Source organism: Xanthomonas cannabis (genome assembly GCF_040616535.1).
In the GTDB taxonomy this organism is placed as follows: Bacteria; Pseudomonadota; Gammaproteobacteria; order Xanthomonadales; family Xanthomonadaceae; genus Xanthomonas; species Xanthomonas cannabis.
In genome coordinates this window covers 2,645,259-2,660,139 of the sequence record NZ_CP136580.1, presented here as the reverse complement: position 1 = coordinate 2,660,139, position 14,881 = coordinate 2,645,259, and the positions used below count along the sequence as shown (strand labels likewise).

Sequence of the window (14,881 nt, the reverse complement as noted above, 5' to 3'; positions counted from 1 at the left end):
AGACAGCTCTCGGTACGACACCGCCGTACGACCTACGGTGTCCCGTCAACGGCGCATCTGTAACGTCGATCAGCTCAGCGAAATCCGGATCGCCGCCGCCGCTGCCAGCGGTGCCAGCACGATGCCGATCACCAAGCCCGCACCCAGCAGCAGCAACGCACCCACCGCATCCTGCCCTTGTCCGCTCGCCGCCACGCTGCCGGCCCCGAACACCAGCACCGGCACATACAACGGCAGCGCCAGCAATGCCACGAGAATACCAGAGCGTTTCATGGTGACAGTCAGTGCAGCGACCACCGCGCCGAGCAGGCTCAAAAGCGGCGTGCCCAGCGCCAACGATGCCAGCAGCACCGGCAATTGGTCATGCGGCAGGTGCAGCAATTCGCCGAGCAGCGGCGTCACAGCAATCAGCGGTAACGCACTGGTTGCCCAATGCAGCAGCACGCGCACCGCAATCAACCAGGCCAGCGGCACCGGTGCCAGCAGCCACTGCTCCATCGAGCCGTCGTCGACATCGCTGCGGAACAGCGCGTCCAGCGACAACAGGCCGGCGAGCAGCACCGACAGCCATAGCACCGCCGGTGCCGCCTGCGCCAGCAGGTCCGGGCGTCCGCCCAGGCCCAGCGCGAACAGCACCACGATCAGCAGCGCGAACAGCGCCGGCTGCAAGGCGTCGCTGCGACGGCGCCACAGCAGCTGCAGATCGCGACGCAACAGCGCGCGGCCGGCCTGCAGCAACGAGGGTTGTGGCGAAGGCGTGCTCATGCTGCCGCCTCCAGGGTGAGCATGCGAGTGCGCACCGGCGGCGCCGCATAGGCGCCATGGGTGGTGACCAGCGCCGCGCCGCCGCCGCGCAGGTGCGCGGAGATCATCCGGTTGACCAGGGTGATGCCGTCCAGATCCAGATTCGCGTACGGCTCGTCCAGCAGCCACAGCGGCGCCGGCGACAGCCACAGCCGCGCCAGCGCCAGGCGCTTGCGTTGCCCCGCCGACAATTGCCGCACCAGGGCATCTTCGTAGCCGGCCAGCCCCACGATGGCCAGCGCGCTGCCCGGCATCTGCTTGGCACGGCGGCCATGCAGGCCGCACAGGAAGTGCAGGTTCTCCAGGGTGCTGAGGTCGGCCTTCAGGCCGGGCAGGTGGCCCAGGTAGGCCATGAAGCGGCTGCGGTCGCCGCGCCGCGCAGTCTTGCCGTCGATCTGGATCTGCCCGCGCTCCACATGCAGCAGCCCGGCCAGCACGCGCAGCAGCGTGGTCTTGCCGGCGCCGTTGTCGCCTTGCACCAACAGGGCTTCGCCGGCATCGACATGGAAATCCAGCGGGCCGAACACCGGCTCCTCGTTGCGGCTGAAGGCCAGGGCGTGCGCCGCCAGCAGCGGTGGTGCGGTGTGCAGCGGTTCGATCATCGGTGCAGCGGGCTCCCGTCGCAGGACGGCATGGGGAAGGACCGGGGCGAGGGCGCACCAGACCGGGCGCGCATTGTAGCGACGATGGTGGCACGCCGGGGACGTATGAGGCAGCGCCGGAGGCGCCGCGGTGGGTCGGGGAACGCTGTTTTGCAGCGTCCGGGCGCATCCGCCTGGCGGCTTTGCGTACACTCGCGGTCCCCCGTTTCTTGTCCGGACAGGCACCATGCTCCTCACGACCAAGCTGCCCAAGGTGGGCACCACCATCTTTACCGTCATGTCGCAGCTGGCGGCCGAGCACGGCGCGGTCAACCTGGGTCAGGGCTTCCCGGATTTCGCGGTACCGCAGCGCCTGGTCGATGAGCTGGACCGTGCCATGCGCGCCGGCCACAACCAGTACCCGCCGATGACCGGCGTGGCGGCGCTGCGTCAGGCCATCGCCGGCAAGGCGCAGCGCTGCTACGGCGCGCAGGTCGATGCCGACACCGAGATCACCGTCACCAGCGGCGCCACCGAGGCCATCTTCAACGCCATCCACGCGGTGGTGCGGGCCGGTGAAGAGGTCATCGTGCTGGACCCGGCCTACGACTGCTACGAGCCGGCGATCGATCTGGCCGGCGCGCGTGCGGTGCACGTGGCGCTGCACCCGCAGACCTTCGCGGTCGACTGGGACGCCTTGCGCGCCGCGATCACGCCGAAGACGCGCCTGTTGATGATCAATTCGCCGCACAACCCCTCCGGCGCCATGCTTTCGGCCGACGACATGCGGGCGCTGACCGAGCTGCTACGCGACACCGACATCTTCCTGCTGTCGGACGAGGTCTACGAGCACATCGTGTTCGACGGCCACCGCCACGAATCGGTGCTGCGCTGGCCGCAATTGCGCGAGCGCGCATTCGTGATTTCGAGCTTCGGCAAGACCTATCACTGCACCGGCTGGAAGATCGGCTACGCCATCGCACCGCCGGCGCTGACGGCCGAATTCCGCAAGGTGCACCAGTACAACACCTTCACCAGTTTCGGCCCGGCCCAGCACGCCTTTGCCGCGATGATCCGCGACGAGCCCGAGCACGACGAACAACTGGGCGCCTTCTATCAGGCCAAGCGCGACCGTTTCCGCGAGCAGCTGTTGACCACGCGCCTGAAGCCGTTGCCGGTGCCCGGCGGCTACTTCCAACTGGTGGACTATTCGGCCATCAGCGATCTGCCCGACACCGAGTTCGTGAAGTGGCTGACGGTGGAGAAGGGCGTGGCCGCGATCCCGCTATCGCCGTTCTACGAAAACGCACCGGCGGGGCAGCGTTTGGCACGCCTGTGTTTTGCCAAGAACGATGCGACATTGGATGCGGCGATCGAGCGTTTGCAGAAGCTCTGACGAGCTGGGATTCGGGAGTCGGGATTGGGGATTGGCAACGGCGGCGCGCCGCTTGTCGCTTCGAATCTATACGACACCGATGGCACCAAGCCGCCCGACACCCGCTATTTCGAATCCCCAATCCCGAATCCCCAATCCCGAATCCCCAATCCCGAATCCCCAATCCCGAATCCCCAATCCCGAATTCCGAATCCCGAATCCCGAATCCCGAATCCCGAATCCCAAATCCCCGTCTCTCTATGAACGATCTGCGCATCTCCCTGATCCAAGGCGACACCCGCTGGCATGACCCGGCTGGCAATCGCGACTATTACGGCGCGTTGCTGGAGCCGCTGACCGGGCAGACCGATCTGGTGATCCTGCCGGAGACCTTTACCAGCGGGTTTTCCAACGACGCCATCGACAAGGCCGAAGGCATGGACGGGCCGACCGTGGCCTGGGTGCGCGCACAGGCGGCGCGGTTGGGTGCGGCGGTCACCGGTAGCGTGCAATTGCGCACCGCTGCGGGGGTGTTCAATCGGCTGCTGTGGGCCACGCCCGATGGCGCGCTGCAGTACTACGACAAGCGTCACCTGTTCCGCTTCGGCAACGAGCACCTGCGTTATGCGGCCGGGCGCGATCGCCTCTGTGTCGAGTGGAAGGGCTGGCGGATCAATCCGCAGGTCTGCTACGACCTGCGCTTTCCGGTGTTCTGCCGCAACCGCTTCGATGTGGAACGCCCGGGACAGCTGGATTTCGATCTGCAACTGTTCGTCGCCAACTGGCCGTCCGCCCGCGCCTACGCGTGGAAGACCTTGCTGCGCGCCCGTGCGATCGAAAACCTGTGCTTCGTTGCCGCGGTCAACCGCATCGGCGTGGACGGCAATCAGTTGCACTACGCCGGCGACAGCGCGGTGATCGATTTCCTCGGCCAGCCGCAGGTCGAAATCCGCGAGCGCGAACAGGTCGTCACCACCACCATCAGTGCAGCCGCACTGGCCGAGCACCGCGCGCGCTTCCCGGCGATGCTCGATGCCGATCGATTCGAGATTCGGGATTCGTGATTTGGAATTGGTACAAGCAAATCCAGCCCAGGTACCAGCACGCCGCTGTCACCAATCCCCAATCCCGAATCCCGAATCCCGAATCCCAGCTACTCAGCCAATTTGATCTCATAGATCGTCGGCCAACGCTTGCCGGTGACGAACACGCGGTCGTGTTCTGCGTCATAGGCGATGCCGTTGAGCACGTCGTTGCTGGGGTCGGTCAACGTGTCGGCATCTGGGACCAACGCTTTCAGGTCGATCCAGCCGATGACCTTGCCGCTGGCCGGGTCGATCCGTGCGATGCGGGTGGTCAGCCAGACATTGGCCCACAGCTCGCCCTTCACCCATTCCAGCTCGTTGAGATTGTCCAGCGGGCGGCCGCGCGCGGTGACCTGGATGCTGCCGATCTGCTTCAGGGTCTGCGGGTCCAGCCGGCGGATGCTGGCGGTGCCATCGCTCATGTACAGCTGGCGCGCGTCACTGGTCAGCGCCCAGCCTTCGCCCTGGTAGGAAAACTGCGAACGCGGCGCCAGCGTGGCCAGGTCGTAGACGAAGCCTCGCTGGTTGCGCCAGGTCAGCTGAATCACCCTGTCGTGCCAGGCCACGATGCCTTCGCCGTAGTAGGGCGCCGGCGTATCCACCTGCTGCAGCACCCGGCCGCTTTTCAGCTCGACCTTGCGAACGCTGGAATGGCCCAGCTCGCCGGTGCTCTCGTACAGGTGGCCATCCAGATAGAACAGGCCCTCGGTATAGGCGGCGGTGTCGTGCGGATAGCGGTTGACGACCGCGTAACCAGTGGCCGGAATCGCCTCGCCGCAATGCGCGAGCGAGGGCAGCAACAAGGCGACGAAGAGCAGCGAGTGGGCAGTGCGTGACATGCGCCGATCATCCCACGCCGCGCCCGTGCCCGCAGCACTCACGCAGGGACGGGATGCGGGTAATGATTGGCTGAACGCGAGTTGGAACGTTGCCGCCACCTTGTCGCGGCTGCCACATGGGCGCTGCTAGTCTCGCGCCACGTCCATCACCGGCAACGCACACATGCTCAAGTCACTGTCTCTTTTTGCCCTGCTTGGCGCGGCAACGCTGGCCCCGCAGGCGCAGGCCGCCGGCAATATCGATTGCCAGCTGAAGTTCAATCTGTCCGGCTGGTCGGTCTTCTACAAGACCGCCAGCGGCACCGGCACCATCACCTGCGACAACGGCGCGGTCATTCCGGTCAAGATTTCCAGCAAGGGCGGCGGCCTGACGGTAGGCAAGTCCAAGATCACCGGCGGCCGTGGGTCGTTCTCCGGTGCCTATAGCCTCAACGACCTGTTCGGCACCTATGCCGCCGCCGAAGCGCATGCGGGCATTGTGAAGTCGAGCACCGCACAGGTGGTCACCAAGGGCGATATTTCGCTGGCGCTGGCAGGTACCGGCGAGGGTGTGGATCTGGGTGTCAATGTAGGCAACTTCGTGATCGAGCGCCGCAAGTAAGCGGCAGCATCGCGTCGCGCGCATCGACCGATGCGCGGGGCTCCTGCCTCGCGGCAAGCTTGCGCCAGACAGCGGCTGCTGGCGCGACTGCCTGAGTGGACCCGGCGGAATCCTCTGCTCCAGTCGAAGGTCCATCGTGTCGGCCACAACAAAAGAAAACGGCCCCACGAGGGGCCGTTTTTTGTTGCGCGGATCGGCTGATGCTCAGCGACCGCGATTGCCGCCGCCTGGCGGACGACGGTTGCCGCCACCCGGCGGACGGCCGCCCGGGCCACCACGCGGTGCGCCGCCGGGACCACCTGGTCCGCGCGCGCCACCGCCCGGACCACCGGGGCCGCGATTGCCGGCTGCAGGGCCGCGATGACCGCCCGGGCCCGTCGGACGGCCGCCACTCGGGCGTCCGGCAGGACGCGCAGCGCCATACGGGCTGAAACCCGGGTTGGCATGATCGGACGGAAAGCTCGGCGCATTACCCGGGTGACCATAGGGATGCTTGCGCTGTCCCTGGCCTTGCCCCTGCGATTGACCCTGACCGCCTGCGCCGCCGCGGCCCTGGCCACCGGCACCCGGACGCGCGCCGCCTGGACCCTTCTTGGCATACGGACGTGCCTGGCCGGTGCTGTTGCCCCCCGGGCCGGCGTTGCGGTGGCCGCTCGGACCGGTGCTCACGCCATCGGGCACGTACCAGCTGCGGAATGCCGCCGGGTTGCCATCGGGCAGCGAGCGATCGCCCTTGGCCGGGCCGCGCTGCTTGAACGGGCGTTGCTGCGACTGCTTGGCCGCCGCTTCGCCGCTGACGGTCAGGCCACCCTTGAAGCCGCCCGGCTTGCCGCGACCGCCGCGGCCGCGATCTTCGCGCAGGTTGTCGAAGCGACGCAGCTCACGGCCTTCATCGGCACCGGAGGTCTGGCCATTGACGTAGGCATTGCTGCGGCCATCGCGCGAGACGTGCACGGTGGACTTGGCGGCGCGGCGCTGGCCGATCACCGGCTGCAGGGTCAGTGCCGACGGCGCGCCTTCTTCCAGCTTGAGTTCGGCGCGCAGGCTTTCCACCTTCTCCTGCGCCACTTCCACCGACTGACCACGCAGCAGTTCGCGCGGCAGCGAGATCTTGCCGTAGCGGCTGCGCTTGAGGCGGCTGACCTGGCAGCCCTGCGATTCCCACAGGCGGCGCACTTCGCGGTTGCGGCCTTCCTTGACGACAACGCGGAACCAGTCGTGCGAGTCGGTGCCGCCGATGCGCTCGATCTCGTCGAACTTGGCGCCGCCGTCTTCCAGCAGCACACCGCGCGACAGCCGCTCGATGATGGCGTCGGAGACCGCTTCTTCGCCTTCCGGGGCACGCACGCGCACCACGTACTCGCGCTCGACCTCGTAGGAGGGGTGCATCATCGCGTTGGCCAGCTCACCGTCGGTGGTCAGCAGCAACAGGCCGGTGGTGTTGATGTCCAGGCGGCCGATGGCGATCCAGCGCGAGCCCTTCAGTGCCGGCAGCGACTCGAACACGGTCGGGCGGCCTTCGGGATCTTCGCGCGTGGTCACTTCGCCTTCGGGCTTGTTGTAGATCAGCACGCGCGACGGTTCGGTCAGCGCGCTGGCCACGAAACTGCGGCCGTCCAGTTCGATCTTGTCGCCGCTGCGCACCGACATGCCGGTCTGCGCGACGGCGCCATTGACCTTGATCAGGCCATCGGCAATACGCTGCTCCAGCGCGCGGCGCGAGCCCAGGCCGGCCTGGGCCAGCACCTTGTGCAGGCGCTCTTCCAGCTTGGGCGCTTCGGGCGCGCTGTCGCGCTTGAGGGAAAGCTTGTTCAACGACAGCTTGCGGGGGGTGTCACTCATGTGTCTGGCTCCGGCCGCCGCGTTGCGGGTCGGCCTCTGGGTCGGAATCGGCTTCGTCAACAGCCACGGTCGTCGTCGCGACGGCGTTGTCTTCGTCTTCGTTCACTGCATCCGCGCGCGTTCCCGGCGCGGTGTCGGGGTCGCCCTCGCGGGCGTCATCTGGGTGGTGCGTGTCCTGGTCCTGCGCCGGGGCATGCCCCGGGTGTTGCGATGTCTGCGCGCCCGTCGCGTCGGCATCGTCCATGTCGATGGCGTCGTGGAGAGCGTGGTGTTGCTGGTCGACCCCGGCATCGCTGGCCGTTGCCGGCGCGTGCTGGTCGGCAACGGTGTCGATGTCTGTTTCGGGATCGCGCCCGGCATTGGCCTGATGATCGGTTGCTGCCTGGGAACTGCTGTCCTGGCTTGCCACCGCGGCGGTCCCGGGGGCTTCCAGATCCTCCTGCGTCACGCTGATGTCGCTGTCATCGGCCGCGGCGTCAGCGGTGGTGGCGTCTGCATCAGCGCCATCAACGTCGGCACCATCAATGTCAGCGCCATCAGCAGTTGCATCCGCATCGGCGCCTCCAGCGCCAGCCGCATCGGCTTCTGCCTGATCCTGCGCGGTCTGCATCGCCGCCGACGCCGGCATGGCACCATCCAGTTGCCCGTCGCGGTCCAGCGGCAGCTGCGGTTCCAGCTCGGCGATGTCCTTCAACTCAGACAATGGCGGCAGCTCGTCCAATCGCTTGAGCCCGAAATAATCCAGAAAGCCCTTGGTGGTACCGAACAGGGCGGGCTTGCCGGGGACATCGCGGTGGCCGACCACGCGGATCCACTCGCGTTCTTCCAGCGCCTGGATGATGTTGCTGCTGACCGCCACGCCGCGCACCTGCTCGATCTCGCCGCGGGTGATCGGCTGGCGGTAGGCAATCAAGGCCAACGTTTCCAGCGTGGCGCGGGTGTACTTGGTGCGGCGCTCGGTCCACAGCCGTGCCACCCAGCCATGCACCTCGGCCTTGACCTGGAAGCGGAAGCCCGAGGCCACCTCGACCAGTTCCACGCCGCGCTCGGCGCAGCCCTCGCGCAGCAGTTCCAGCGCGCGCTCCACGCTGCCGGGCGGCGCGGGTTCTTCTTCCGGAAACAAACCCTGCAATTGCGCCAGCGTCAGCGGCTGGCTGCTCGCCAGCAGGGCGGCTTCGATGATGCGGGTGATCAGCGCTTGATCCATTCGGTGATCGGCTTCAGATAGGTTCGTTGGCAGCATCGCTGTCATCGAATTCGCTGGAGAATTGCAGCGGCGCATTGGTGTTGCCCAACGCCAGCGACTTCACGTAGATCGGCGCCAGCGGCGCTTCCTGCACGATGTCCAGCAACTGCTCCTTGGCCAATTCGAGCAGCGCCAGGAAGGTGACCAGCACGCCGAGCTTGCCTTCCTCGGCAGTGAACAGCGATTCGAAGCGATAGAACCTGCCGTCGTCCAGGCGGCTCAGCACATCGCCCATGCGCTGGCGCACGCTCAGCGCCTCGCGCTTGATCGCATGGCCGGTAAACAGCTCGGCGCGCTTGAGCACGTCGTACAGCGCCATCAGCATTTCTTTCAGTTCCACCGGCGGCGGCAGCTTGACCGCCGCGCGCTCGGGCAGATGCGCCTGCACCGGCGCGCTGTCGCGGCCCATGCGGGGCAGGGTGTCCAGATCCTCGGCGGCCTGCTTGAAGCGCTCGTATTCCTGCAGGCGACGTACCAGCTCGGCGCGCGGATCTTCTTCTTCGCCATCCTGGCTCGGCGGGCGCGGCAACAACATGCGCGACTTGATCTCGGCCAGGATCGCGGCCATCACCAGATATTCGGCGGCCAGTTCGAAGCGCAGCTCCTGCATCACGTTGATGTAGTCCACGTACTGCCGGGTGATCTCGGCGACGGGAATATCCAGAATATCCAGGTTCTGGCGCCGGATCAGGTACAGCAGCAGGTCCAGCGGGCCTTCGAAGGCATCCAGGATGACTTCCAGCGCGTCCGGCGGGATATACAGATCCTGCGGGATCTGCAGCACCGGTTGCCCATGCACCACCGCCAGCGGCATTTCCTGCTGCTGTGGCGGCGCGCTCGTGGCTGGCGGAGTCGCGACGTGCGCGAGTTCGGAATTCATCAGGTCGACATCGGGTCTTGCGGTCGCCGGCCACGGTCTTAAGCCGTGCCTGCAGGGCTTTGCCTTGAGTTATTACGATCAATGTCGTGCCTGGGCCGGCACGATCCCACAAATCCACATATAACGTGCGCCGCGTGGCGTGCGGCGACGGAACAGCGAGGAGGTCGTCTACGCGAGCCGGCGGTGGGCAGCGAATCGCTCGTCGAGTGTGGCGTGGGGCCTGGGCCGACGGGCCGCTGCGTCCGGTTGCGTGTGCAGTGGTGCCAAGGGTAATGCGTGCGCGGGGGCGGTGTCCAGCACTGACGCGGCTAGAATCGGGCGGTGATCTTCAAGTTCTGGCGAGGTGGCGTGTGTGGTACGTAATCGAAGGGTATGACCGGGCCGACGCCCTGGCGGCGCGGCAGCAGGCGCGACCGGCGCATCTGGCGCGCCTGCAGGCCTTGGCGGCAGCGGGCCGCTTGCTGGTAGCGGGCCCATGCCCGGCCATCGACGCCGAGGATCCCGGTCCGGCCGGCTTCAGCGGCAGTGTGGTGATCGCCGAGTTCGACGCGCTGGAGGATGCGCGCGCATGGGCCGACGCCGACCCGTACGTGGAGGCCGGCGTGTACGTGCGCACGGAGGTCCGCCCGTTCCGGCGGGTGTTGCCATGAGCCGGGTCGAGCGAATCCGCGCTGCGGTGCAGGCGGCGCTGGCGCCGACCGAGCTGGAGGTGGTGGATGACAGTCATCGCCACGCAGGCCATGCCGGCGCACGCGACGGGCGCGGGCATTTCAATGTCCGCGTGGTCAGTGCCGCCTTCGCCGGCAAGCCGCCGCTCGCGCGCCACCGCGCGGTGTACGCGGCCGTCGGCGAGATGATGCAGACCGATATCCATGCCTTGTCGATCGAGGCATTGGCGCCGGGGGAAGCCGGCTAGCCGAAGCGACCAGACCGCGTCGTGCAGGAGCGCACCCGGGCGCGACAGAGCGTTACCGATAAAGCCCCGTCGCGCCCGGGTGCGCTCCTACGGGCGCGGCAGTGCCCGGGAGGACGACCCAGCCATGGCGCCTGGCAGCAGCACCTCCATGACATAGCCGTAGTACACCTGAGCGCTGCTGCATTGCCGGCGATGGCCCATCACGCACTCTTTCTGCGAGCTACTTGCGAGGCGCGACACGATAGAGATTCAGCCCTTGGTAGCCGCGCTGGCGCGTCGGTGTCACGAACTTCGCCCACGCGCTGTCAACAGCCCGACACGCCTTGCCGGGTGGTCATGCCCGCACCGGTCACGCCGCGGAGAAAACTGCCAACCGTGATCCGCGTTGTGCTTCGTTTGTGGACACATGGGCACGTATTTGTTGCGTCGCAGCACATTGCTTCACGTATTCATCACTTGCAGATGCTTGATCTGTAAGCGGTTTCACACGCGTGAAGACAGGGGTTTACGCCCGCTTATGAAAACGCTTACAGTCCGCGCCAGTTTTGGGAAGCCGGTCGCGGAGGGCGACACGCATGGCCAAGGGTGCGGTCACCATCAAAGATGTTGCACGGGAAGCGCAGGTGTCCGTGGCGACGGTGTCGCGCGCGCTCAACGGGCACGACAACGTGGCCGGGCCGGTGCGCCAGCACGTCATGGAGGTCGCCGAACGGCTGCGCTACAGCCCGCACGCTGCTGCGCGCAGTCTGAGCAGCCGGCGCTCCCAGACCCTGGGCGTGGTGCTGCCGGATCTGTACGGCGAATTCTTTTCCGAGTTGATCCGTGGCATCGATGGCGCCGCCCGCGCTGCCGGCCAGCACCTGCTGGTGTCCAGCTATCACGGTGATCCGGAGGCCCAGGGCAGGGCGCTGCGCTCGATGCGGGGTCGGGTGGATGGCTTGCTGGTGCTTTCGCCGTATGCCGAGCAGCCCGGTTTCCTGACCGACAACCTGCCGCAGTCGCTGCCCACGGTGCTGATCAATGCCCACCTGCCCGGAGCCGGCTATCCGGTGCTGAGCATCGACGACCACGCCGGCGCCATGGCCATGACCGAGCACCTGTTGCGGGCTGGGCACCGACGCATCGCCTTCATCGGCGGGCCGGCGCTCAATTTCGATGCGCGCGAGCGCCTGCGCGGGTTTCGTGACGCGATGGCCGCACACGGTGAGCAGGCGCAGGGCATCGAATATGCCGGCGACTTCGACGAAGCCTCCGGCCATCGCGCGGGGCTGGCCATGCTGGCCGCCGGCCCGCTGCCCGATGCGGTGTTCGCCGCCAACGACATGACCGCGCTGGGCTGCCTCTACGCCTTTGCGCAGGCCGATATCGTGGTCCCGGACGACGTTGCGCTGGCCGGTTTCGACGACATCCCGCTGGCGCGTTTCGTGCACCCGGCGCTGACCACGATGCGGGTCAGCATCGCGCGCCTGGGTGAGCAGGCAATGACCCGCCTGATGCGGCTGGTCGAGACCCCAGGCGGTGACGACGGCCTGCGCCAACTGCTGCGGCCCGAGCTGGTGATCCGTGCGTCCTGCGGAGCCGGCGACGCCGGCGGCTGACCTTTTTCGCGGACGTCCTGTCCGCTCCCGCTGCCCCCGCAGCGGTCGTTCCTGCAAGACCGCAACGCCACAACAACAATCTGTACCGATCCCTGGAGGGACCAATGCGCCACCACCACTCCCATATCGCGCGCCCGGCGCGCAAGCTGCTCAGCTGCGCCCTGGCCAGCTGCCTGCTGCTGGGCGCCGCGCCTGCGTTTGCGCAGAGCACCGCGGCGACCATCCGCGGCCAGGTCACCGTCGATGCTGCACCTGCGGCGCAGGCCCAGGTCACCGCGACCAATCTCGCCACCGGACTGACCCGGACCGTGCAGGTCAGCAACGGCGGTTACTCGGTCGGTGGCCTGCCGCCCGGCTCCTATCGCATCGACGTCACCGCCAACGGCCAGACCAGCTCGCAGAACGTGACGGTGCAGGTCGGCCAGACCGCGACCCTGAACCTGGGCGTCGGCGGCGAGCCGGCTGCGGCGGCCGGTGGTAACGCCACCACGCTGGATGCGGTGCAGGTCAAGGCGCCACCGGTGCTGGTGGAAACCCGTACCTCCGAAAACGCCACCTACATCTCCAACGTGCAGATCCAGAACCTGCCGCGTGCCACGCGCAACTTCCTGGAACTGGCCGACACCGTGCCGAACGTGCAGTTCACCCGCGACGCCAACGGCACCACCAAGGTGCGCTCGGGCGCCACCTCGGCCGAGGGCACCAACGTGTACATCGACGGCGTCAGCCAGAAGAACTACGTGCTGACCGGCGGCGTCAGTGGCCAGGATTCCAGCCGCGGCAACCCGTTCCCGCAATCGGCGATCGGCGAATACAAGGTCATCACCTCCAACTACAAGGCCGAGTTCGATCAGGTCAGCGGCGCGGCCATCGTGGCCTCGTCCAAGTCGGGCACCAACGATTTCCATGGCAGCTTCTTCTGGGATACCAGCAACGACGGCTGGCGCGAGGAGAGCCCGCTGGAGAAGAAGGCCGGCGTGCGCGACGACTTCGAGGAAACCCAGTACGGCGCCACCTTCAGCGGCCCGATCCTCCAGGACAAGGCGCATTTCTTCATCGCCTATGAAGCCAAGGAATACACCACGCCCAACGTGGTGATCCCCGGCTCGATCTATTCCGACCGTATCGACCAGCTGCCGGCGCAGCTGCAGCCGCTGGTGGCCACCTACAGCACGCCGTTCAAGGAAGACCTGTACTTCGGCAAGATCGACTGGACCATCGGCGAGAACAACCTGTTCGAACTGACCGGCAAGTACCGCAAGGAAGACGAGCTCAACGACGTCGGCCGCACCTCGACCTACGAGCACGGCAGCGTCAACGGCCAGGAAGAAAAGCGCGCCAACCTGCGCTGGCAGTACAGCGGCGCCAATTTCCTCAACGAAGCCAACCTGAGCTACGAAAGCGCGTTCTGGAACCAGGCGCCGCTCAACGACGGCACCGGCTACGTGCTGAGCTACGTGCCGGTGCGCGGGATCGAGGACGAAGTCCTGTCTGCCGGCGCCGGCAGCAGCTTCCAGCGCAAGGGCCAGAAGGGCTGGACCTTCCAGGACGACCTGACCTTGAACAGCCTGGAATGGCATGGCGCCCACACCGTCAAGATGGGCGTGAAGTTCAAGAGCATCGATCTGGACTCGACCCAGTTCAATCCGGCCAACCCGCAGTACTACTACAACATCCTCACCGACGTGCAGACGCCGTACCGCGTGCGCTTCGGCGCGCCGCTGGTGGAAGGTGGCGGGTCGGTGGTGTCCAAGAACAAGCAGTACGGCATCTACCTGCAGGACGACTGGGAGGTCAACGAGCACTGGACCCTGAACCTGGGCGTGCGCTACGACTACGAAGAAACCCCGGCCTTCCTGGACTTCGTCACCCCGACGGACGTGGCCGGTGCGTTGCAGAACTGGCCCAACCTGCAAAACGCCAACTACAACATCAACAACTTCATCAGCACCGGCAACAACCGCAAGGCCTTCAAGGATGCCTGGCAGCCGCGCCTGGGCGCGTCCTACGACCTGTTCGGCGACCAGGCCCACGTGATCTATGGCGGTGCCGGCCGTGCGTACGACCGCAACATCTTCGACTACCTGGCCCTGGAGCAACTCAACAACTCGTTCAAGTCGTATAGCTACTACTTCACCAGCGCCAACAACGGCGCCTGCCTGGGCGACCCGTGCACGGCGTGGAATCCGGCCTACAGCACCCAGCAAGGGCTCGACGCGCTGGCGGCCACCAGTGCCGGCGGCGGCGGGCGCGAGATCTACCTGATCGACAACAACATCAAGACCCCGTACTCCGACCAATTCAGCATCGGCATGCGCAACATGGTGCCGCTGTGGGGCCAGGACTGGTTCACCGATGTCACCCTGAGCCGCATCGAAAGCCACGACGGCTTTGCCTTCCTGCGCGGCAACCGTCTGCCCGACGGTTCGTTCTTCCAGCCGGGCACCACCTCGGGCGTGCCGACCGACGGCCCGGATGGCTACAGCGCCATCGTGCTGGGCACCAATGGCGTGGAGACCCGCAACAACCAGCTCGCGCTGCAGATCGAAAAGCCGTTCGACGAAGACTCCGGTTGGGGCCTGACCGTGGCCTATACCTATTCCGATGCCAAGGAGAACCGCCAGTTCGGCGAGCACTACGCGCTGGACCGCGAACGTATCCAGGATTACGGCTGGCGTGAAGCCGGCGGCATTCCCAAGAACCGCCTGGTGGTCACCGGCATCTATGAGCTGCCGTACGAGATCAAGCTGTCCGGCAAGCTGTCGCTGGCCAGCCAGACCGCGCGCTACGGCCAGAATTGCCTTGCCGGCAACGATCAATGCGACATCATCCAGTTCAAGCCGGACGGCACCCTGGGCTACAAGGAGTTCAGCATTGCGGCCAACAAGCAGTGGGATACCGGCGCAGGTGTCAAATTCAACGTGCGTGCGGATATCCTCAACGTGTTCAATTGGGTGAACTACGCCAACTTTAACGGCGATACCGGGACACTGGCTGACTTGAACACGGCTTACGGCACACCGACCGGTGTGTTGGCGTCGCCGATGCGTACCTTCCGTCTGGCCTTCGGTCTGGACTGGTAAGGTCCTCGACCGCCCCGGCAACACGGCCGGG

Annotated in this window: 13 protein-coding genes; 7 read left to right on the top strand and 6 right to left on the bottom strand. The window is 66.4% G+C overall.

Annotated elements, in window-relative coordinates; all coding sequences use genetic code 11:
• Positions 1–69: 69 nt before the first annotated feature.
• Both ccmB and ccmA read right to left on the bottom strand, forming a co-directional pair.
• Positions 70–765 (bottom strand): heme exporter protein CcmB, encoded by a 696-nt coding sequence (ccmB, locus tag RZV17_RS11370; protein WP_039414310.1) that lies wholly within the window; start codon positions 763–765, stop codon positions 70–72.
• A complete protein-coding gene (gene ccmA, locus RZV17_RS11365) occupies positions 762–1,406 on the bottom strand; it encodes a heme ABC exporter ATP-binding protein CcmA (RefSeq protein WP_039414312.1) in 645 nt (214 codons plus the stop codon). Before ccmA ends, ccmB begins: the two co-directional genes overlap by 4 nt.
• Positions 1,407–1,632: 226 nt before the next feature.
• Here ccmA and RZV17_RS11360 point away from each other — a divergent pair, with 226 nt between their 5' ends.
• Together RZV17_RS11360 and RZV17_RS11355 are read left to right on the top strand one after the other, a co-directional pair.
• Positions 1,633–2,781 (top strand): pyridoxal phosphate-dependent aminotransferase, encoded by a 1,149-nt coding sequence (locus RZV17_RS11360; protein ID WP_355603471.1) that lies wholly within the window; start codon positions 1,633–1,635, stop codon positions 2,779–2,781.
• A gap of 239 nt (positions 2,782–3,020) precedes the next feature.
• The gene (locus RZV17_RS11355) at positions 3,021–3,824 is read left to right on the top strand and encodes an amidohydrolase (RefSeq protein WP_355603469.1); all 804 of its coding nucleotides are present in this window, start codon (positions 3,021–3,023) and stop codon (positions 3,822–3,824) included.
• A gap of 89 nt (positions 3,825–3,913) precedes the next feature.
• On the opposite strand, the gene RZV17_RS11350 is transcribed toward RZV17_RS11355, so the two are convergent.
• A complete protein-coding gene (locus tag RZV17_RS11350) occupies positions 3,914–4,684 on the bottom strand; it encodes a glutaminyl-peptide cyclotransferase (protein ID WP_355603466.1) in 771 nt (256 codons plus the stop codon).
• A gap of 163 nt (positions 4,685–4,847) precedes the next feature.
• On the opposite strand from RZV17_RS11350, the gene RZV17_RS11345 reads away from it, so the two are divergent.
• On the top strand, positions 4,848–5,285 hold the full coding sequence (locus RZV17_RS11345; RefSeq protein WP_355603463.1) for a hypothetical protein: 438 nt from the start codon (positions 4,848–4,850) through the stop codon (positions 5,283–5,285).
• Between the two features lie 204 nt (positions 5,286–5,489).
• Here RZV17_RS11345 and RZV17_RS11340 read toward each other — a convergent pair whose 3' ends face one another.
• Genes RZV17_RS11340 through RZV17_RS11330 form a run of 3 tightly spaced genes read right to left on the bottom strand, consistent with a single transcriptional unit; the run spans position 5,490 to position 9,253 of the window.
• Positions 5,490–7,127 carry a pseudouridine synthase gene (locus RZV17_RS11340; protein ID WP_355603460.1) on the bottom strand — a complete coding sequence of 546 codons (1,638 nt, stop codon included), beginning with the start codon at positions 7,125–7,127 and terminating at the stop codon, positions 5,490–5,492.
• Positions 7,120–8,334 (bottom strand): SMC-Scp complex subunit ScpB, encoded by a 1,215-nt coding sequence (gene scpB, locus RZV17_RS11335; protein ID WP_355603457.1) that lies wholly within the window; start codon positions 8,332–8,334, stop codon positions 7,120–7,122. The genes RZV17_RS11340 and scpB overlap by 8 nt, the downstream gene beginning before the upstream one ends.
• Before the next feature lie 13 nt (positions 8,335–8,347).
• Positions 8,348–9,253 carry a ScpA family protein gene (locus RZV17_RS11330; RefSeq protein ID WP_039412622.1) on the bottom strand — a complete coding sequence of 302 codons (906 nt, stop codon included), beginning with the start codon at positions 9,251–9,253 and terminating at the stop codon, positions 8,348–8,350.
• Positions 9,254–9,603: 350 nt separating this feature from the next.
• Here RZV17_RS11330 and RZV17_RS11325 point away from each other — a divergent pair, with 350 nt between their 5' ends.
• The 4 genes from RZV17_RS11325 (at position 9,604) to RZV17_RS11310 (ending at position 14,850) form a co-directional block, all read left to right on the top strand.
• Entirely contained in the window at positions 9,604–9,903 is a 300-nt protein-coding gene (locus RZV17_RS11325; RefSeq protein ID WP_039412619.1) for a YciI family protein, read from the top strand.
• Positions 9,900–10,169, top strand: a complete 270-nt coding sequence (locus tag RZV17_RS11320) for a BolA family transcriptional regulator (protein ID WP_047694949.1) — start codon at positions 9,900–9,902, stop codon at positions 10,167–10,169. Before RZV17_RS11325 ends, RZV17_RS11320 begins: the two co-directional genes overlap by 4 nt.
• A 575-nt stretch (positions 10,170–10,744) precedes the next feature.
• Positions 10,745–11,767: a LacI family DNA-binding transcriptional regulator gene (locus RZV17_RS11315; RefSeq protein WP_047694948.1), complete on the top strand. Its 1,023-nt coding sequence runs from the start codon at positions 10,745–10,747 to the stop codon at positions 11,765–11,767.
• Positions 11,768–11,871: 104 nt separating this feature from the next.
• The gene (locus RZV17_RS11310; RefSeq protein WP_355603453.1) at positions 11,872–14,850 is read left to right on the top strand and encodes a TonB-dependent receptor; all 2,979 of its coding nucleotides are present in this window, start codon (positions 11,872–11,874) and stop codon (positions 14,848–14,850) included.
• Positions 14,851–14,881: the final 31 nt, after the last annotated feature.

Coding starts and splice junctions, on each gene's coding strand:
- ccmB (WP_039414310.1), bottom strand. CDS start 765: ATGAGCACGCCTTCGCCACAACCCTCGTTGCTGCAGGCCGGCCGCGCG.
- ccmA (WP_039414312.1), bottom strand. CDS start 1,406: ATGATCGAACCGCTGCACACCGCACCACCGCTGCTGGCGGCGCACGCC.
- RZV17_RS11360 (WP_355603471.1), top strand. CDS start 1,633: ATGCTCCTCACGACCAAGCTGCCCAAGGTGGGCACCACCATCTTTACC.
- RZV17_RS11355 (WP_355603469.1), top strand. CDS start 3,021: ATGAACGATCTGCGCATCTCCCTGATCCAAGGCGACACCCGCTGGCAT.
- RZV17_RS11350 (WP_355603466.1), bottom strand. CDS start 4,684: ATGTCACGCACTGCCCACTCGCTGCTCTTCGTCGCCTTGTTGCTGCCC.
- RZV17_RS11345 (WP_355603463.1), top strand. CDS start 4,848: ATGCTCAAGTCACTGTCTCTTTTTGCCCTGCTTGGCGCGGCAACGCTG.
- RZV17_RS11340 (WP_355603460.1), bottom strand. CDS start 7,127: ATGAGTGACACCCCCCGCAAGCTGTCGTTGAACAAGCTTTCCCTCAAG.
- scpB (WP_355603457.1), bottom strand. CDS start 8,334: ATGGATCAAGCGCTGATCACCCGCATCATCGAAGCCGCCCTGCTGGCG.
- RZV17_RS11330 (WP_039412622.1), bottom strand. CDS start 9,253: ATGAATTCCGAACTCGCGCACGTCGCGACTCCGCCAGCCACGAGCGCG.
- RZV17_RS11320 (WP_047694949.1), top strand. CDS start 9,900: ATGAGCCGGGTCGAGCGAATCCGCGCTGCGGTGCAGGCGGCGCTGGCG.
- RZV17_RS11315 (WP_047694948.1), top strand. CDS start 10,745: ATGGCCAAGGGTGCGGTCACCATCAAAGATGTTGCACGGGAAGCGCAG.
- RZV17_RS11310 (WP_355603453.1), top strand. CDS start 11,872: ATGCGCCACCACCACTCCCATATCGCGCGCCCGGCGCGCAAGCTGCTC.